General features: G+C 58.6%; 18 protein-coding genes. 13 read left to right on the top strand and 5 right to left on the bottom strand.

Annotated features, from left to right (window positions below; genetic code table 11):
* Positions 1-8 precede the first annotated feature (8 nt).
* Together ABLU96_RS21005 and ABLU96_RS21000 are read left to right on the top strand one after the other, a co-directional pair.
* Positions 9-1,460: a tagaturonate reductase gene (locus tag ABLU96_RS21005; RefSeq protein ID WP_038424556.1), complete on the top strand. Its 1,452-nt coding sequence runs from the start codon at positions 9-11 to the stop codon at positions 1,458-1,460.
* A 329-nt stretch (positions 1,461-1,789) separates the two neighbouring features.
* Positions 1,790-2,230, top strand: coding sequence for a GNAT family N-acetyltransferase (locus tag ABLU96_RS21000; protein WP_025105746.1), 441 nt, complete (start codon positions 1,790-1,792; stop codon positions 2,228-2,230).
* Between the two features lie 233 nt (positions 2,231-2,463).
* Here ABLU96_RS21000 and tam read toward each other — a convergent pair whose 3' ends face one another.
* Complete coding sequence (gene tam, locus ABLU96_RS20995; protein WP_064406381.1) at positions 2,464-3,216, bottom strand: trans-aconitate 2-methyltransferase; 753 nt, start codon at positions 3,214-3,216, stop codon at positions 2,464-2,466.
* Between the two features lie 185 nt (positions 3,217-3,401).
* On the opposite strand from tam, the gene ABLU96_RS20990 reads away from it, so the two are divergent.
* The 6 genes from ABLU96_RS20990 (at position 3,402) to ABLU96_RS20965 (ending at position 11,143) form a co-directional block, all read left to right on the top strand.
* A complete protein-coding gene (locus tag ABLU96_RS20990) occupies positions 3,402-4,202 on the top strand; it encodes an MBL fold metallo-hydrolase (protein ID WP_032694364.1) in 801 nt (266 codons plus the stop codon).
* Between the two features lie 240 nt (positions 4,203-4,442).
* Positions 4,443-4,862 (top strand): hypothetical protein, encoded by a 420-nt coding sequence (locus ABLU96_RS20985; protein ID WP_004851141.1) that lies wholly within the window; start codon positions 4,443-4,445, stop codon positions 4,860-4,862.
* 72 nt (positions 4,863-4,934) lie between these two features.
* Positions 4,935-5,303, top strand: a complete 369-nt coding sequence (locus ABLU96_RS20980; protein ID WP_014229479.1) for a copper-binding protein — start codon at positions 4,935-4,937, stop codon at positions 5,301-5,303.
* 13 nt (positions 5,304-5,316) lie between these two features.
* The gene (locus ABLU96_RS20975) at positions 5,317-6,564 is read left to right on the top strand and encodes a TolC family protein (protein ID WP_032694361.1); all 1,248 of its coding nucleotides are present in this window, start codon (positions 5,317-5,319) and stop codon (positions 6,562-6,564) included.
* On the top strand, positions 6,564-8,033 hold the full coding sequence (locus ABLU96_RS20970) for an efflux RND transporter periplasmic adaptor subunit (protein ID WP_064406377.1): 1,470 nt from the start codon (positions 6,564-6,566) through the stop codon (positions 8,031-8,033). The genes ABLU96_RS20975 and ABLU96_RS20970 overlap by 1 nt, the downstream gene beginning before the upstream one ends.
* Entirely contained in the window at positions 8,030-11,143 is a 3,114-nt protein-coding gene (locus ABLU96_RS20965; RefSeq protein WP_014229476.1) for an efflux RND transporter permease subunit, read from the top strand. The genes ABLU96_RS20970 and ABLU96_RS20965 overlap by 4 nt, the downstream gene beginning before the upstream one ends.
* Positions 11,144-11,178: 35 nt before the next feature.
* Here the strand turns inward: ABLU96_RS20965 and ABLU96_RS20960 are convergent, their stop codons facing one another.
* On the bottom strand, positions 11,179-11,469 hold the full coding sequence (locus ABLU96_RS20960) for a hypothetical protein (protein WP_025105740.1): 291 nt from the start codon (positions 11,467-11,469) through the stop codon (positions 11,179-11,181).
* A 192-nt stretch (positions 11,470-11,661) separates the two neighbouring features.
* Positions 11,662-12,852, bottom strand: a complete 1,191-nt coding sequence (locus tag ABLU96_RS20955) for an MFS transporter (RefSeq protein WP_064406373.1) — start codon at positions 12,850-12,852, stop codon at positions 11,662-11,664.
* Between the two features lie 195 nt (positions 12,853-13,047).
* Between ABLU96_RS20955 and ABLU96_RS20950 the strand changes: the two genes are divergently transcribed.
* Both ABLU96_RS20950 and ABLU96_RS20945 read left to right on the top strand, forming a co-directional pair.
* Positions 13,048-13,494: a hypothetical protein gene (locus ABLU96_RS20950; RefSeq protein WP_064378169.1), complete on the top strand. Its 447-nt coding sequence runs from the start codon at positions 13,048-13,050 to the stop codon at positions 13,492-13,494.
* A 49-nt stretch (positions 13,495-13,543) separates the two neighbouring features.
* Positions 13,544-13,762: a hypothetical protein gene (locus tag ABLU96_RS20945; protein ID WP_025105738.1), complete on the top strand. Its 219-nt coding sequence runs from the start codon at positions 13,544-13,546 to the stop codon at positions 13,760-13,762.
* A gap of 3 nt (positions 13,763-13,765) precedes the next feature.
* Here ABLU96_RS20945 and ABLU96_RS20940 read toward each other — a convergent pair whose 3' ends face one another.
* Positions 13,766-14,155, bottom strand: coding sequence for a VOC family protein (locus ABLU96_RS20940; RefSeq protein ID WP_042945239.1), 390 nt, complete (start codon positions 14,153-14,155; stop codon positions 13,766-13,768).
* A gap of 156 nt (positions 14,156-14,311) precedes the next feature.
* On the opposite strand from ABLU96_RS20940, the gene ABLU96_RS20935 reads away from it, so the two are divergent.
* Together ABLU96_RS20935 and ABLU96_RS20930 are read left to right on the top strand one after the other, a co-directional pair.
* Complete coding sequence (locus tag ABLU96_RS20935) at positions 14,312-14,932, top strand: LysE family translocator (protein ID WP_032694356.1); 621 nt, start codon at positions 14,312-14,314, stop codon at positions 14,930-14,932.
* 207 nt (positions 14,933-15,139) lie between these two features.
* Complete coding sequence (locus ABLU96_RS20930; protein WP_049070746.1) at positions 15,140-16,327, top strand: YbfB/YjiJ family MFS transporter; 1,188 nt, start codon at positions 15,140-15,142, stop codon at positions 16,325-16,327.
* Here the strand turns inward: ABLU96_RS20930 and ABLU96_RS20925 are convergent.
* Positions 16,310-17,146 carry a LysR substrate-binding domain-containing protein gene (locus tag ABLU96_RS20925; protein WP_048263428.1) on the bottom strand — a complete coding sequence of 279 codons (837 nt, stop codon included), beginning with the start codon at positions 17,144-17,146 and terminating at the stop codon, positions 16,310-16,312. The two genes, ABLU96_RS20930 and ABLU96_RS20925, sit on opposite strands and share 18 nt — an antisense overlap.
* A gap of 92 nt (positions 17,147-17,238) precedes the next feature.
* Between ABLU96_RS20925 and ABLU96_RS20920 the strand changes: the two genes are divergently transcribed.
* The gene (locus ABLU96_RS20920) at positions 17,239-18,285 is read left to right on the top strand and encodes a nitronate monooxygenase (protein WP_014229469.1); all 1,047 of its coding nucleotides are present in this window, start codon (positions 17,239-17,241) and stop codon (positions 18,283-18,285) included.
* Positions 18,286-18,287: the final 2 nt, after the last annotated feature.

Here is an 18,287-nt window from a genome sequence, read left to right as displayed (position 1 = left end):
GAACCCTTGTGAAAACACTAAACCGTCGCGATTTCCCGGGCGCGCAGTACCCTGAACGTATCATTCAGTTTGGCGAAGGTAACTTCCTGCGCGCGTTTATCGACTGGCAGATCGATCTGCTGAACGAGCATACCGACCTGAATGCCGGGGTGGTGATCGTGCGTCCGATTGAGAGCTCATTCCCGCCGTCGCTCAGCACCCAGGATGGCCTCTACACCACGATTATTCGCGGCCTGAACGAGAAAGGGGAAGCGGTCAGCGATGCGCGTCTGATTCGCTCGGTAAACCGCGAAATCAGCGCCTATGCGGATTACGATGAACTGCTGCGGCTGGCGCACAACCCGGATATGCGGTTTGTGTTTTCCAATACCACCGAAGCGGGTATTAGCTACCACGCGGGCGACCGCTTCGACGATGCGCCTGCGGTAAGCTATCCGGCAAAACTGACCCGCCTGCTGTTTGAACGCTACAGCCATTTCTCCGGCGCGGCGGATAAAGGCTGGGTCATCGTTCCCTGCGAGCTGATTGATTATAACGGTGAAGCGCTGCGGGAACTGGTGCTGCGCTATGCGCAGGAGTGGGCGCTGCCGGAAGCGTTTGTGGCATGGCTGGATGAAGCCAACGCGTTTTGCTCCACCCTGGTAGACCGTATTGTGACCGGCTATCCGCGCGATGAAGCCGCGCAGATTGAAGAGCAACTGGGGTATAAAGACGGCTTCCTCGATACCGCCGAACATTTCTACCTGTTTGTCATTCAGGGGCCGAAATCCCTGGCCGCCGAGCTGCGCCTCGATAAGCTACCGCTTAATGTGCTGATTGTTGACGATATTAAACCGTACAAAGAGCGTAAAGTGGCCATTCTTAACGGCGCGCACACCGCGCTGGTGCCGGTCGCCTTCCAGGCAGGCCTGGATACGGTGGGCGAAGCGATGAACGATGCGGAAATCTGCTCATTCGTCGAGAAGGCGATTTATCAGGAGATTATTCCGGTTCTCGATCTGCCGCGCGATGAGCTGGCGTCCTTCGCCAGCGCGGTAACCGGTCGTTTCCGTAACCCGTACATCAAGCATCAGCTGCTGTCTATCGCGCTGAACGGCATGACTAAATATCGTACCCGCATTCTGCCGCAGCTGCTGGCGGGCCAGAAGAAAGAGGGGGCTCTCCCGACGCGCCTGACCTTTGCGCTGGCGGCGCTGATCGCCTTTTATCGCGGCGAGCGTAACGGTGAGAACTATCCGGTTCAGGATGATGCCGAATGGATGGAGAGCTATAAGGCGCTATGGGCCCAGCATCGGGATGCGCAAATCACCACCGGCGAGTTGGTAAAAGCCGTACTGTCCGTTGAATCCCACTGGGAGCAGGACCTGACGAAAGTGCCGGGTCTGGTTGATCGGGTCACGCAGGATCTGGATGCTATTCTGCGCGACGGCATGCGCGCCGCCGTTAAGCCATTATGCTGATACTCTAAAGCCCGCTGACGGACGACCAGAATAGCGTCGATTGTGTCGGCCGGGTAAGGCGTCAGCCGCCGCCCGGCACTCATCCGGGCACATTCCTGAAGCGATGGAGCATCACTCTCAACCCGGCAGCTGCCGGGTTAGTTTGGCACTCTAATTAGTTACAACATACTTACGTGTTTTTTTATAAACGCAGGTCTGAAAGATTGTGCCCATTTCGTCCGGCAGCGGAAACAGGGGCAATTAAGAGAAAAAGATGAATTGTGCCCCCGGCGGTTGAACTAATTATCTGACTGGAAAATAATGGCTTATCCAAACGAGGGATGAGACCCATGGTCATTGAAATTCGTGAAGTGAGCCAGCAGGACAAAGCGCAGTGGCTACAGCTTTGGGAAGGCTATACCCGTTTCTACGGTAGCCCGCAGCCATCCGACGTCACGGAATATACCTGGCAGCGGATGCTTGATTCCGCTTCTCCCATGCTGGGCCGGGTTGCCCTGGCGGATGGCAACATCGCTGGATTTGCGATTTGTGTCCTTCACGAAGGCACCTGGGTAAAGACGCCTGTTTGCTATCTGGAAGATCTGTTTGTTGCCCCGCCGATGCGCGGAAAAGGCATCGCCAGGGCGTTGATGCAGGCGCTGCAAGCGGAAGGGAAAGAGAAAGGGTGGTCGCGGCTGTACTGGCACACTCGTACTGATAATCCGGCCCGGCGTCTGTATGATGAATTTACGCCCGCCGATGACTATGTTCGTTACCGCGTGACGCTCTGAAAATCTGAGATTAAGAAGTTATTAAGATTTCCCCTGTAAAACAGGGGAAACGACTCAGGAGTAACAAAATGGAAAAACGCATAGAGACGGTTGTGAACCTCATCATGTTTCTTTCGCTGCTGGCCACCGCATGGGATCTCTCTCTGGTCCATCATCTGTCCTGGTAAACCTGGCCTACGGCGCCTGCTTCCTGCGCCGTAGCGTTCTCTCCCTCTTTTTACACTCCGATGGCGCTAGCGGCGCGCGACGATAAACAGGCGCGGAAATCGCAGCAGTACCTTTCCGTTACACTGTAACGGATAGTGCTGTTTCAGCCGCTCCAGATAGCGTCCGAGAAACGCCTGGCGCTGCTGTTCATCAAGCGGTTGTAAAAACGGTCGCAGGCCCGTTGACTGTAGCCATTCAATAATGGCCTGGTGCGATGCCAGCGGGTGATGGTAGGTGGTGCGCCAGATATCCACCTCGCAGCCGCTGGTGGTCAGCATATCGTAATACTCCGACACATCCGGCAGCGGCTGCCGCCCACTGGCCGGATGCCCCAGCTCTTCAGCAACCTGACGCATCAGCACGTGCGAGGGCTCTTGCCAGTTCACCGGCATTTGCACCGCCAGTACGCCGTTTTTCGCAAGATTGCTGACCAGATGAGGGAAAAGGCGCTGATGATCCGTGAGCCACTGCAGCGAAGCATTGGCATAAATCACGTCCGCCGGCCGCTCGGGGCGAAACGCAGTGATATCCGCCTCGACGAACCGGCAGTCCGGTAGCCGCCGGGAGGCCTCTTCCAGCATGGCCGGAGAATTATCAACGCCGATAATCGTGGCATCTGGCCAGGCATCGCGCAGTAGAGCGGTACTGTTGCCAGGTCCGCAGCCCAGATCAACGGCCAGCGTGGCGGGATGGTGGGCGATGCGGGCGAGAAGCTCGGCGGCGGGCCGCGTACGCTCAGCGCCGAACTGCAAATAAAGTGAAGGATTCCAGTCTGCCATAGCGCGCTCCGGTTAAGAGAAACTCGTTCATCAGCATAGACGGCAATGCTTATCTGGCAACTAAACAGAATCAATATGTTACTTTGTTGTGACGCTGTCACTTTATCTTATGCAGGGTTCATCACGGCATCCCCGCCAGCGGTTGGCTACAGTAGGCGTCGCAAACCAAGGGGGATGGTCATTAAATGGCGTTAATCATTAAGGTGTTACTCGAAAACCGGCTCGGCAAGGGGCAGGACAGCCTGCTGCAGGCGAAACCCGGATTAAGCCTGCTTGTGGAGGATGAAACCAGCCGCGTGCTGTTTGATACCGGGCCAGACGGCACGTTTCTTCATAATGCGCAGCGTATGGGCGTCTCTTTATCTGACCTTACCGCCACGGTGCTCTCCCATGGACATTACGATCACTGCGGCGGGGTGCCGTGGCTACCGGACAACAGCCGTATTATTTGTCATCCGCAGATTGGACTCACCCGCTACTCGGCGTTATCTCTCGCAGGACGCAACTGGAAAGTCAAAAAGCTGTCGCGAGATATCGACTACTCCCGCCACCGCATGGAGTACAGCCGCGAGCCGGTGGCGATCGGCGAACGACTGCTGTGGTCCGGTGAGATTACGGTCGCTCACCCGCGTGCCTATGGCCTCCTGACGGGTCAATCCCAGGGTGAGGACTATATTGTCGATGAAGGCGTCCTGATCTACCGCTCGACGCGAGGGTTAGTCATTATCTGCGGCTGCGGACATCGCGGATTGATCAATACCGTTCGCCACTGCCAGAAGATCACCGGCATCCAGCAGGTATACGCCATCATCGGCGGTCTTCATCTGCGCAGCGCGCCGCCGTGGGCAATTCGTCAGCTTAGACAATTCTTGCGCCAGCAGAAGGTTGAGGAGGTGATGGCCTGCCACTGCACCGGTTCATGGGGGCGCTGGTGGCTAGCGGAGAGTAGCGCGCCGGCAACCGGCGATACGTTGGTGCTGGAATAATAATCGCGTTCACTTTTGCTAATTACATATAAATAACATTTTTGCTATTTATTAAATACATTATCCGCCGGCTATACACCTTCCCCCAAGGGGAAGGTCAAATACTGATATCCCTTTTTGGTGTAAATATTTATAGAGAAACTTCATTCTATTTAACCTGGAGTTTTCTCTTTGAAATATCGTTTAATTCTTGCAGTGAGTATGATTTAATCCAGCGGTCGTCTAATTGCGAATATCACTATGATTCAGTCACTACAGGCATTATTTAAACAAGCAACCCGGCGCCGGCTTCGTATCCGCGCAGGGCTTGTTATTGCCTGTTGGTTACTGCTCAACCTTCAGCTCGCCGTCGCGGCGCACCATGGCGGCCAGCAGCAGCCCGCGGCGCCGCAGGTGCAGATTCACCATATTGTCGATGGCATGATGAACATGCCCGGCATGGAAAACGTCGGCCAGAAAGTTATCTGTGAGAAGCACTGCGACCCCGATACCGCGCAGCCTAACTCCTTAACCTCTCTACAGCTGAACGCGCTCCCCTCCGAAACCGCGCTACTCGTGGTTTCCCCGCAGCAGGAGACCTGCGCTGAACGTATGGACTGGCGCACGCCGCCGGTCACCGGTCCGCCGGTTGAGATACGCTTCTGCCGTTTCAGGGAATAACGCACCGTTAAAAACATCCATCAGATCTGCCCGGTCTGCGGGCGACTTTATGTTTTTTTCGGAGACTTTATTATGCGTTCGACCTCTATTTTTCTGCTTATTACCAGCGTACTGACCTTTTCCTTCAGCGCATTTACCGCCAGCGCGGAAGACGCCGCGATGCACCATCACACCATGTCCTCCATGGCGGATATGCCGGAGATGAAGAAGGCGGATGATTCCGCCACGCTTTATTCGGCCAGCGGGGTCATTAAAGCCTGGCGCGACGATGCCGTCGTGATTGCCCACTCTCCGGTTACCGAGCTGAACTGGCCGGCGATGACCATGAGCTTTGCGCTCGCTGATAACCACGATAAAAAGCTGGCGGTGGGAGAGCAGGTCGATTTCACCTTCCGCCAGACCGACTCCGGCTACGCGATCGTTTCAATTACCGCGCGATAATTCCGGAGTCATTATGCACATCTTCAATAAGGCGGCCTGCGGGCTGCCTCTTTTACTGTCGCTGATGTCCACCAACGGCTGGGCAACGACGCTTTCTGAGGCCCTGTCGGCGGCGGAAAACTACTCCGCCGAGCTCTCCGCCAACGATCATCAGGTTAACGCTTTGAAGAATATGGCGGATTCTGCGATGCAGCTCCCCGATCCGAAGCTGAAATTTGGTATTGAAAACGTCCCGCTGGGCGGCAATAACGCCGGCCGTCTCACCCGCGAGGGGATGACCATGCAAAGAGTTGGCGTGATGCAGGACTACGTCAGCAGTACCAAGCGTGAACGGAAAGCCGACTCCATTACCGCCGAGGCGCGCCAGACCGCCGCTAATGCCGATGTGATTCGTGCCCGGCTGCAGCGGGAAACCGCCCAGGCGTGGCTGGCGCTGGCGCTGGCGCAGAAGTCGCTGCGCTCGGTGCAGACGTTGATTAGCGAAACGTCCCGGCAAATCGACGTACAAAAGGCCGGCGTCAGCAGCGCCAGCGCCAGTCCCAGCAGCGTGCTGGACGTTCAGCTGGCGCTGAATGCGATGAAAAATGAGCAGGATAATGCCCGCCGCGATGTACAGATCGCCCAGGCACGCCTATTGCAGCTCACCGGGAAGGAGGTCCGCGATATCTCCGGCCCGCTGCCGCGCATTGAACGTCTGCCTGCCGACGAAGCCGACTTAATGGCCGGGATTAAACTTCACCCGGAAGTGATCCAGGCCGCCAGAGAAGCCGATCTGGCGAAAGCGAAATCAGGTCAGTCGGAAGTCGCGGCGATCCCCGACGTGGGCGTTGAGGTTTATTACGCCCGACGCGGTGATGATTATGACGACATGGTGGGGGTCATGTTTACCGTCGATATGCCTATTTTTCAGGGCAAACGTCAGGACAAAGACCACGCAGCGGACGTCTCCCGTACCTATGAAGCCAACGATCGGCTGACGTTATTGATGCGCGAACATCAGGCGCAGCAGTATCAGCTGATTTCGCAATATAACGCCGCGAAAGCCATTTACGATCGCCAGCAAAGCGAGGTGCTGCCGCTGCTGCGCAAGAAGGTGAGTCTCGTCAATGCCCAGTATCGGGGCGGTAGCTCCGCGCTGCCTGAGCTGCTCGCCGCCCGTCGCGATCTCCTGAGCGGAGAAATTGCCAGCAACAATGCGGAGAAAGCGCTTGCCGATGCGTGGGCCGCTATTCGCTACCTTATTCCACAGGATGTTAAATAATGAAGCTTAAATCTGCTCTTACCCTTGTGGCGCTGGCCGTCGCCCTTGCCGCCGCGGGCGGCTACTGGCTGGGTTCGCGAAGCGCGCCGATGCCCTCCGCTGGCGGCGGCCAGGCGGAAACGGGTCGCAAAGTGCTGTACTGGTATGATCCAATGGCCCCCGCTACGCGCTTTGATAAACCGGGTAAATCGCCGTTTATGGATATGGATCTGGTGCCGCGTTTCGCCGATGAAGGCGCGGGAGAAGACGCCGGGGGCGTGCAGATTAGCGCCCGCCAGCAGCAAAACCTTGGCGTCCGTACGGCGAACGTCTCCCGCCAGACGCTGGCGCTGAAGCTCAATGCTTTTGCTACCGTGGCCATTGATGAGCGGGGCGTTGAAACGGTACCGGCGCTGGCCAGCGGTCTGATTGAGAAACTTTACGTCAACGCCTCCCAGCAGTTTGTGAAAAAGAACGAGGCGCTGGCGGAGCTGTGGATCCCGCAGTGGGCGGCGGCGCAGCAGGAGTATCTGGCGGTGAGGCGGCTGGGCGATAGCGGGCTGACCGCCGCGGCCCGCGACCGCCTGCGGCTGCAGTTTATGCCGGAAGCGGTTATCCGTAGCGTTGAGCGCAGCGGTCAACCGCAAACCCGCATGACGGTGCGCGCGCCGCACGATGGATACGTCAGCAAGCTGGATGTGCGCACCGGCGCGCAGGTCACGACAGCCCAACCGCTGTTCGAGCTGGCCAGCCTCGATCCGGTCTGGATCGTGATTGATTACCCGCAAAGCCAGGCCAGCCTGCTGCGCGAAGGCAGTAAGGTGACGGCCACCACCGGCAGCTGGCCCGGTATGGCGTTTCAGGGAACCGTCAGCGAACTGCTTCCCGACCTCGAAGCCACCACCCGTACGTTGAAAGCCCGCGTAGTGCTGAATAATCCGCAGCATCGGCTCAAGCCGGGCATGTATTTGAACGTTGAGCTGGCTGAGGCGCAGCAGGAGAGCGCTGTTCTGGCTATTCCGGAAGAGGCATTAATTGCCACCGGCACCAGCAATCGGGTGCTGATCGCCGACGGCGAAGGGCATTTCCGTCCGGTTGAGGTGACCGCAGGGCGAACGCAGAATGGTCTGGTTGAGATTAAATCCGGCCTCGAAGCGGGCCAAAAGGTGGTGACTTCCGGGCAGTTCCTGATTGACTCCGAAGCCAGCCTGCGCAGCGCGCTGCCGCAAATGGCCGGGCAAGAGGAGGAGGCAAAAAGCTACTCAGCGCAGGGCGTTATTAAGGCCGTGAGCGATGAGGCGGTAACCATTGCGCACCAGCCGGTACCGGCGCTGAAATGGCCGGCAATGATCATGGATTTTGCTATTACGCCGCAGCTGCGGGAACAGATGCGGCCCGGCGAGTCGGTGATGTTTCACTTCGTCCTGACCGATGAAGGGGCGCGAGTCACCTCAATGATGCCGCTGAACGGCGCTAAGGAGCAGCCATGATTGCCGCCGTTATCCGCTGGTCATTGCGCAACCGTCTGCTGGTATTGCTGGCGACGCTGATTATGGCCGCCTGGGGCGTCTGGTCGGTACAGCAGGCGCCGCTGGACGCGCTGCCGGATCTCTCTGATACCCAGGTGATCATTCGCGTGAGCTATCCGGGGAAAGCGCCGCAGATTGTCGAAGATCAGGTGACCTACCCGCTGACCACCACCATGCTGTCGGTGCCGGGAGCGAAAACCGTGCGCGGCTTTTCGATGTTCGGCGATGCTTATGTCTATGTGCTGTTTGATGATGGAACGGACCCGTACTGGGCGCGCTCCCGCGTGCTGGAGTACCTGAGCCAGGTCCAGAGCAGCCTGCCGCCGGAAGCGAAAGCGTCGCTGGGGCCGGATGCCACCGGCGTCGGCTGGGTGTTTGAATATGTGCTTACCGACAAAAGCGGCCAGCATAGCCTCGGCGATCTGCGGGCGATTCAGGACTGGATCCTCAAATATGAACTGAAAACCGTGCCGGATGTTTCGGAGGTGGCCAGCGTCGGCGGAATGGTCAAAGAGTATCAGGTGATCCTTAATCCTGACCGGCTGCGGGCGCTGAACGTCACCCACGAGCAGGTGATTAGCGCGATCCAGAGCGCCAACCAGGAAGGGGGCGGTTCGGTGCTCGAACTGGGCGAAGCCGAATATATGGTGCGCACCACCGGCTACCTGAAGTCCATCGACGACTTTAACCAGGTGGTTATCGCTGCGCGCAGCGGCGTGCCGGTGCTGCTCTCCGACGTCGCCAGCGTGCGCCGGGGACCGGCGATCCGGCGCGGCGTCGCCGAGCTCAACGGCCAGGGCGAGGTGGCGGGCGGGATAATCATTATGCGCTCGGGTAAAAACGCGCTCAGCACCATTAACGCGGTAAAGGCCAAACTGGCGGAAGTGCAAAAAAGCCTGCCCGCAGGCGTGGAGATTGTTCCGGTCTACGATCGTTCGCAGCTGATTAAAAACTCCGTCGAGACCCTGACCCATAAGCTCATTGAGGAGTTTATCGTCGTGGCGGTAGTCTGCTCGCTGTTTCTGTTCCACTTCCGCAGCGCTCTGGTGGCGATGATCACGCTGCCGCTGGGGATCCTTGGCGCGTTTATTGTGATGCACTATCAGGGCGTCAGCGCCAATATGATGTCGCTAGGCGGGATTGCGATCGCCATCGGGGCCATGGTCGATGCGGCAATCGTGATGATAGAAAATATGCATAAGGTACTGGAGCAGTGGCGGCACGAGCACCCTGAACGCCAGCCGTCCTCCGCCGACTACTGGCAGATTGCCCAGCACGCGGCGTCGGAAGTGGGGCCTGCGCTGTTTTGCAGCCTGCTGATTATCACCCTGTCGTTTATTCCGGTGTTCACCCTCGAGGCGCAGGAGGGCAAGATGTTCTCGCCGCTGGCCTTCACCAAAACGTATTCGATGGCGGTGGCCGCCGGACTCGGGATCACCCTGGTGCCGGTGCTGATGGGCTACTTTATTCGCGGCAAAATTCCTGATGAAACCGCCAATCCGCTCAACCGCTGGCTGATTCGCGCCTATGAGCCGCTGCTGGATAAAGTTTTGCAGTGGCCGAAGGCGACGCTGGCGGCGGCGGGCCTGCTGCTGGTTGCCACGCTGTGGCCGCTGGCGCAGCTCGGCAGCGAATTTCTGCCGCAAATTGACGAGGGCGACCTGTTGTATATGCCCTCCACGCTGCCGGGGATCTCCAGCCGCGAAGCGGGACGCTTGCTGCAGCAGACCGACCGTCTGATCAAGACCATTCCTGAAGTGCAAAGCGTATTCGGCAAGGCCGGGCGGGCGGACAGCGCTACCGACCCGGCGCCGCTGACCATGCTGGAAACCACGATTCAGTTCAAGCCGAAAAGCGAATGGCGGCCCGGCATGACCATGGATAAGCTGATCGAGGAGCTCGACAATACGGTGAAGGTACCGGGGATAGCCAACGTCTGGGTACCGCCGATCCGTAATCGCCTGGACATGCTGGCGACCGGCATCAAAAGCCCGGTCGGCATCAAAGTGAACGGTAACAATCTGGCGGAGATCGAAAAGACCGCCGAAGAGATTGAGCGCATCGTGCGTAGCGTACCGGGGGTGACGTCGGCGCTGGCGGAACGCCTCGACGGCGGCCGCTATATCGATATCGCTATCGACCGGGTGAAAGCCGCCCGCTACGGCGTGTCGGTGAAGGAGCTGCAGTCAATCGTCGCCAGCGTCGTCGGCGGCGATAACATCGGCGAAACCATCGAGGGGCGAGAACGTTACCCGATCGGCGTCCGCTACCCGCGAGAAATGCGCGACTCGCTGCAAAAGCTGCGCGATCTGCCGGTAGTGACCAGCGGCGGGGCGCAGGTAGCGCTCTCGGAACTGGCGGACATCACCATTACCGACGGCCCGCCGATGCTGAAAAGCGAAAACGCCCGCCTGTCGGACTGGATCTACGTGGATATTCGCGGGCGCGACTTAAAATCCGCAGTTGATGAAATGCAGAGCGAGGTCGGCAAACGGGTCAGGCTGCCGGAAGGCATCTCGCTGACCTGGTCCGGGCAGTATGAGTACCTTGAGCGCGCCACCGCGAAGCTGAAAATCGTGCTGCCGTTTACCCTGATGATTATCTTTATCCTGCTTTACGTCACTTTCAGCCGCGTTAAAGACGCTCTGCTGATTATGGGAACTTTGCCGTTTTCGCTGATCGGCGGCGTCTGGCTGCTCTGGCTGCTGGGCTACAACCTGTCGGTAGCCGCCGCCGTGGGTTTTATTGCGCTTGCCGGCGTGGCGGCGGAGTTCGGGGTGATTATGGTGCTCTATTTGAACCAGGCGATCGCGAAACGCCGCTCCGAGCTGAACGATCGCGCGCTCAACGAGGCTATTCATGAAGGGGCCGTGCTGCGCGTGCGCCCGAAAGTGATGACCGTGGCGACAATCATGGCCGGACTGCTGCCGATTATGTGGGGAGGGGGCACCGGATCGGAGGTGATGCAGCGTATCGCCGCGCCGATGATCGGCGGGATGATCACCGCGCCGCTGCTCTCGATGCTGGTGATCCCGGCAGTCTATCTCCTGACGCACCGTAACAAACGCTAAAGTACAACGCCCGGGCCAGGCGGCTCGGGCGTGAATCAGTCGGCGTTCTTAAGATCTTCCGCGCGTTTGGCGGTGGCGTAGACAAAATCGAGCATGGGTTCAAGGTCGGTATCGTAGCCGGCCTGAATGATTTTGCCGCGCAGCCATTCGATCTCGCTGGTAATATCCGGGTGGAATATATTGTTGTCCTGCGCTTTACGCAGCCACTTGAGCAGGAAATTATTTTTCCCGCGGACACCGCCTGATTTCTTCGATTTTGCGTGTATTTTCAGCGCCACCAGAATGCAGTAATAGAAATGAACGCGCTGATTAAAACTTTGGTGCATGTCTTTATTCCCGCCAGAATCAGGTTGCGGACGGGCATGGACCTTAAACATGCGGTCTCTGATATTCACCCGTACCACCATCGCGCCGCTTGCCGGACGCTGAGGCGATGGTGGCACGGAAGCTGAATTGCCGTCAATTATTGATTAATTTTTTACCCATATTTGCGCCGGTTATCTTTCGACGATGCTTCCTCAGGTTCGCGGTAAAGCAGCGCGTTGTTGCAGGTAAATGCGCAAAATCAAGATAAATGCCAGTGCGACCACCGCCGCCGCCAACAAATAAATAGTCTCCAGATCGTAATAACCGGCCACCCACCCGGCGACCGGGCCGGTTAATCCCAACGCCAGATCGAGAAAGGCCGAATAGGTGCCCAGCGCGGTGCCCTGATTCTGTTCTTCAACCTGTTTCACCGCTTCCACGCCAAGCGCCGGGAAGACCAGCGAAAAGCCCGAGCCGGTGAGAAAGGCGCCCATTCCGGCCATCCACGCCGAGGAGGCCGACCAGATGATCAGCAGGCCGATACATTCGATCGCAAAACAGATTAACGATACCCGCACGCCGCCGTAGCGGGTAATGGTGTTGCCCAGGATCAGGCGGATGCAGATAAAACCGATGCTGAACAGGGAGAGGGTAAACGCCGCGCCTTGCCAGCTATGGGCGGAGAAGTAGAGGGTAATAAAGGTTGCGATAACCCCAAAACCGACGGTACCCAGCGCCAGCCCCAGCCCGTAGGGCCAGATTTTGCGCGCCACCACATGAAACGGCGCTCTGATCCCCGCCGTCACGCTGACGTCCTGCCGCGTACGGGCATAGAGCAGGCCAACCGCCGCCGCCAGGATCACCACGGTGGCAAATCCGCTGATGCCAAAATAGCCGTTAAGCATGACAGCCAGCGGGGCGCCGACCGCCATGGCGACGTAGGTCGCCACGCCGTTCCACGAGATCACTCGCGAAGTGTGAATCGCACCGACGGTTTTGATCCCCCACAGGGTCGCGCCGGTGGCGGTAAAACTTTCCCCGACGCCGAGGAAAATGCGCCCCACCAACAGCGCGGCAACGGCCAGCGGCGGCGAGGATTGCAGCAAGACCGCGAGCAGCGTGAAGAGACCGCTGAGCAGGCAGCAAACAATCCCCCGACTGACGACTTTTTTCGGCCCCCAGATATCGGTGTAGCGGCCCGCATGCGGGCGGCTGATCAGGGTTGAGATGTACTGAAGGCTGATGACCACGCCGGCGATAAAGGGGCTATAGCCCAGCTGATAGTGGATATAGCCCGGCAGTACGGCGAGCGGCAGGCCAATAGAGAGATAGCAGATACAGGTAAAAACAACGATAGAAATAATACGCAGATTAAGCTGAGTGGTGCTGGCGGAAGTGGTCATAACGCGAAGTATTGAAAACCAAAGGGAAGCTAAGCATAGCGCAGCGCCGTCGGGCGCAACGAGCAGAGCATGCGTTTTCTCAATGATTCAGGCAAACGCACTAAAAATAGTCATGAGAAAAGAGGATTCTGGGCAAGTCGTGCGCGGCAGAGTATAAAATCTGTTAACGCATCACGGATAATGACAGGAGAGAGTATGGAATACGATTTAGACGGTATGGATGTGCTTTTTGTCGCCGGCTTTGGGCCGATAACGCAATCGACGCCGGCCAGCAGGGAGTTTTATGTGGCTGCGCTGGGCCTGCCGCTAAAACCGATGCCCGGTAACGAAGAGTATCTGCTGACCGAACATGACGCCATCGGCGGGGTAAAACATTTTGCCCTGTGGCCGCTGGCGCAGGCGGCGCGCTCCTGCTTTGACGCCGATCTCTGGCCTGACTATCTGCCGGTGCCGCAGGCGTGGGTCGAGTTTGAAGTGCGCGATATCAACACCGCCACCGACGCGCTGAAGGCCAGAGGCTATCGTCTGCTGGTGGACAACCGCATTGAGCCGTGGGGGCAAACCGTCACGCGGCTGCTGAGCCCGGAAGGGCTGCTGACAGGGATTACCGTGACCCCGTGGCTGCGCGAGGACAAAGCCTAATGGCATGCATGAGCCGCCCATCATCCCCTGCGATCGGCAGGGTGATGGAATGCTGATTTATGACGTATTCGGGCGCCATATTGGCGTCCAGCGCCAGGGCGAACGCTGGCTACTTTTCCGCGTCGATCTGAACGAGCAGAAATGTTCGCCGCTGCGTGGGATCATCATCCCGGACGATCTCCCGGAGGCGGAAATTCCCGGCTGGCTGGGCGATATTTTTCACGAAGCGGCAAGCCCGCGCCATCCTGACGTCCGGCTTATGGAGTAGCGTCTATGGCCAGCTTCTGTTTTGCAGCACCACGCGATAACCGTCGCCGTCGACAAAGGTTTTACCGTTCACATTCCAGTACGGATTGAACGCGCTGACCGGCGCAAAACCGGCGGTCAGCATTTTCGCACACTGTTCCCGCCATTCCGCGGCTTCCGGGTAATAAAGCACCAGCAAATCTTCCTCGCCCGGAGAGGGCTTCACCGGATGATGATGGCAGAGGGTGAATTCAAGATGCCAGCCGAGATCGCGGCGTCCGACCATCACGCCGCTAAAGCCGTCATGATCGGCAAACTGCGCGATTTGCTCCAGCCCCAGGCCTGTGCAGTACATGTGGCTACTGAGTGAAAGGTCGGTGACCGGCCTGGCGATGCGGATAGCGTTAAGCGTCATAACAGCCTGTATCGATAAAGGTTTGGTCGATTGACTGTATCCGCTTTTGCGGCGGCCATTTGTCACAAAGAGCTTTTAACGCGCCCGGCAAAGCGAATTTATTCGATTGTCTCTGCGGCGGGTTTTATCTAGAATCTTCGCTTTCGGAGAGAGAAAATGTCCGTTGCTGATTCCCTTCTTGCTTACTCTTTTGCTGCCCTGTTGCTCACCCTTACCCCAGGCCTGGATACCGCTTTAATCCTGCGAACCGCGACCGTTGAAGGCGGAAAAAAAGCCTTTCAGGCGGCGCTGGGCATTGATACGGGATGTTTTATCTGGGGGGCTGCGGTCGCCTTCGGTCTTGGGGCGCTACTGGCGGCATCGGAGCTGGCTTATGACCTGCTCAAATGGTGCGGGGCCGCCTATTTATGCTGGCTGGGCATTCAGTTAATTCTCAAGCCGCGCGGCCATTTTGTTCATCAGGACAGGGCGGCGGCGCCGGCAAGTAACTGGTTTTTAAAAGGGATGATGGGCAATGTGCTCAATCCGAAAATGGGGATCTTTTACGTCTCTTTCCTGCCGCAGTTTATTCCGGCCGGCCACTCGCCCATCGTCTGGACGTTCCTGCTGGTCGCCATCCATGTGGCGATCGGGACGCTCTGGTCGTTAACGTTAATCCTGACCAGCCGTTCTGCCGCTCGGCTATTAAAGACGCCGCTATTTATTCGGTGGATGGACCGCGCAACCGGCGGCCTCTTTATGTTATTTGCTGCCAAACTGGCTTTTAGCCACCGTTAAATCCCTCTGGACAAGGATGTCCAGCGCCTCACTCCACATTTCGTTACTCGCCGAAGCATCCCCCGGCCGTTGCCGTAAAGTTTCTCCCCGCAGGCCGGGCGCTGCCGCATGGCGCTGCTTGCGTATCGTGGTAAGCGAAATCATAATAAATAGAGAATTATTGTTAGTTATAATTCTCTATTTGAGAATAATAATGGAGGGGAGTGGGTGAACGTTTTTGCAACCAGGCCGGAATGGAAGGCCTTTCTGCTGGCGCTGGCCGGTTCGGTCGTGCTGATCGTTGGCATGGGCTATGGCCGGTTTGCCTATACCGGGATCCTGCCGCTGATGCTCAATGAGCAGCTGCTGACGCTGCGTGAAGGTAATCTTGCCGCTTCGGCGAACTATGCCGGCTATCTGGCCGGCGCGCTGCTGCTGGCGAAAGCCAGGCCCGCGGACGCCAGGTGGCTAAGCCTGCTTTCCGCACTGTTGACGCTGGTGTGCCTGGCCTTACTGGCGTTCCTGGTTTCCCCCCTGGCGATTATTGTGGTGCGCGGAATTGCCGGATTACTCAGCGCGGTGACGCTGATCGCCGCCTCCCTCTGGCTACTGCAGCATATGAAGCACCCTAACGGCGCGCCGGTGCTTTTTTCTGGCGTCGGAATGGGGATATTCTTGTCGGCGGAATTTATCTCCCTGGGGAAGGCGCTGGCGCTCTCCAGCCAGCAGATATGGCTGATATGCGCGATAAGCTCTGGCGTGCTTTTTGTTCTCGCGCTGCGTCTGCTGCTGAGCCCCGCCGACTACCTTATCGCTTATCAACCCGCCGCGACCGCACACCGCGAGGAGGGCGAGGGGCGGGTGCGGGAGGCGTGGAAACTGCTGCTGATTTATGGCCTGGCCGGCTTCGGCTACATTATTACCGCCACCTATCTTCCGCTGTTTCTCAGCGGTTCGCTGAACATTATCGATCCGGTGCAGATCTGGGCCATTTTCGGCCTCGCCGCCGTTCCCTCCTGCTTTATCTGGCACCGGCTGGTCATCAAGCTCGGCTACCGCCGCGCGTTTACCCTTAATTTGCTGATTCAGGCAATCGGCGTCATTCTCCCGGCGTGGAGCCACGCGTTACCGTTTTGCATATTAAGCGCGCTGCTGGTGGGTTGCACCTTTTTGGGCACCGTGACCATCGCGCTGTCCGAGGGGCGGCGGCTTAATCATCTGGTTTCGTTCAATATGATTGCCGCCATGACCGCGACCTACGGCATCGGGCAAATCGTCGGCCCGCTGGTTGCCGGAACGCTGTATGACCGCAGCGGGTCGTTTAATCCTTCGCTGAGCGCGGCCGCCATTGCGCTGCTGGCTGCCGCCGCGCTGGTGGCGGCAGGGGCGGGGCGAGCGTCAAAGGTCGGAGGCTGACTCCAGAAGCTGGCGCATTTTCTCGAGAGCGGGAGACGCGTAGCCTTTGCGCCAGATAAGCTGGGTGATCGCCTGGCCAACCGGCCGCAGCTGGCTGGCTTCGGGCAGCGTCAGGGTATCGAGCACGCTCTGCGGCACGATACCGGCATAGCCGCCGGAGGCGACGCAGGCGAGCATCGCGTGATAGGAGCCGACGTCCTGGATCTCGCTCTCCACCTCCTCTGAATGCGCCAGAAACGCTTCGCCCATCGCCCGGTAGGTACAGCCCTGCGCAAAGGCGGCAAAGCGAAAGCGCTGTGGGCTGGCGGGAAGCACCAGCAACAGCTGTTCTTTAAAGATGGATACGTACTCCAGATCATCGGGCGGAGGCGTTCCCTGCGGCAGGCTCACCAGCGCGCAATCCAGCGCGGCGTCCAGCACCTGTTGGGTCAGCTGACGGGTGGGCTGGGTTTTGAGGGTGAGCGTCACCTCCGGGCACAGCGCGCGAAACCGGGGAAGCAGCGGCGGCAGGCGGCTGGCGGCGGTGGCGTCCATCGCCCCCATGCGTAAATTGCCGCCCGGCGTCGCCGGATGCAGCGCCTGTCTGGCCTCTTCGGCCAGGCTGAGGATCTTCAGCGCGTAGCCCAAAAAATGTTCACCGGCGGGGGACAGCAGCATCCTTTTATTGCCGCGGGCAAACAGCTCCACGCCCAGCTCCTCTTCCAGCTGGTGAATGCGGGTGGTGATATTGGACTGGGCGCGCCCCAGCCGCTTTGCCGCGCGGGTGACGCTGCGCTCTTGCGCCACCGTTTTAAAAATCTCTAATGTGGTGTGGTTCATATTTTTATTCTTAATTTGAAAATAATGTTGATCTTATCATCTCTAAAAGAGATTTTAATGGCCCGAACGCACAAATTTCAACAGGGCAAACCATGAGCAACAGGCTTACGCAGCAGCTTGATATTGATTACCCCATTATTCAGGCGCCGATGGCCGGCGTGTCGACGCCGGAACTGGCGGCAGCGGTCAGCGGGGCCGGCGCGCTCGGCTCGCTGGGGCTGGGCTCGTCAACCGTAGAGCAGGCTGAAACGCTGATTAACCGGACCCGGCGCTTAACTACCCGTCCGTTTAACGTCAATCTGTTTTGCCACGCCCCGGCGGTAAGGGATCCGCAGCGTGAAGCCCGGTGGCTGGCGCGGCTGCGCCCGGAATTTGCGCGCTTTGGCAGCTTGCCGCCGGAGACGCTGGCGGAAATTTATCTCAGTTTTCAGCAGCAGCCGCGGATGGCCGAGCTGCTGCTCGACCTGACTCCGGCGGCGGTGAGCTTTCATTTTGGCGTGCCGGATCGTGAAACCCTTCGCCGACTGCGGGAAAAGGGGATCGTCACCCTGGCGAGCGCGACCAGCGTGGCAGAGGCGCTGCTGGCCGTAGAGCAGGGAATCGATATGGTGGTGGCGCAGGGCTACGAGGCCGGCGGCCATCGCGGCATCTTTGATCCGCTGGCGCCCGACGGGCAGATGAGCACCTTTACTCTGGTTCAGACGATAAGACGGCATACCGATATTCCGCTTATCGCCGCTGGCGGCGTGATGGACGGCGCGGGAATTAACAGCGTAATGAACCTGGGCGCAGACGGGGCGCAGCTAGGGACGGCGTTTCTGCTGTGCCCTGAATCGTCCACGGATGGCGGATACCGTGAGGCCCTTAAAAGCGCGTCTGATGGGCAAACGGTTTTAACCTCGGCCATTTCCGGACGCCCGGCGAGATGTCTGGTTAACGGCTGGCGTGAAATAAACGATCCGCCGCTGATTCCGGCTTATCCCGTGGCTTATGACGCCGGGAAGGCGCTGGCATCGGCGGCGAAAGCGCAGGGAGATCGTCAGTACGGTGCGCACTGGGCCGGGCAGGGAGTGAGCCTGATTCGCGAGCTGCCGGCAGCGGAGCTGATACGCACCCTGGTGCGCGAAAGCGGGTTTTAATC

It is taken from the genome of Klebsiella sp. CN_Kp106 (genome assembly GCF_040064575.1).
Lineage (GTDB): Bacteria > Pseudomonadota > Gammaproteobacteria > Enterobacterales > Enterobacteriaceae > Klebsiella > Klebsiella michiganensis.
The sequence above is the reverse complement of the archived record's forward strand: the minus strand, read 5'-3'. Positions and strand labels throughout refer to the sequence as shown.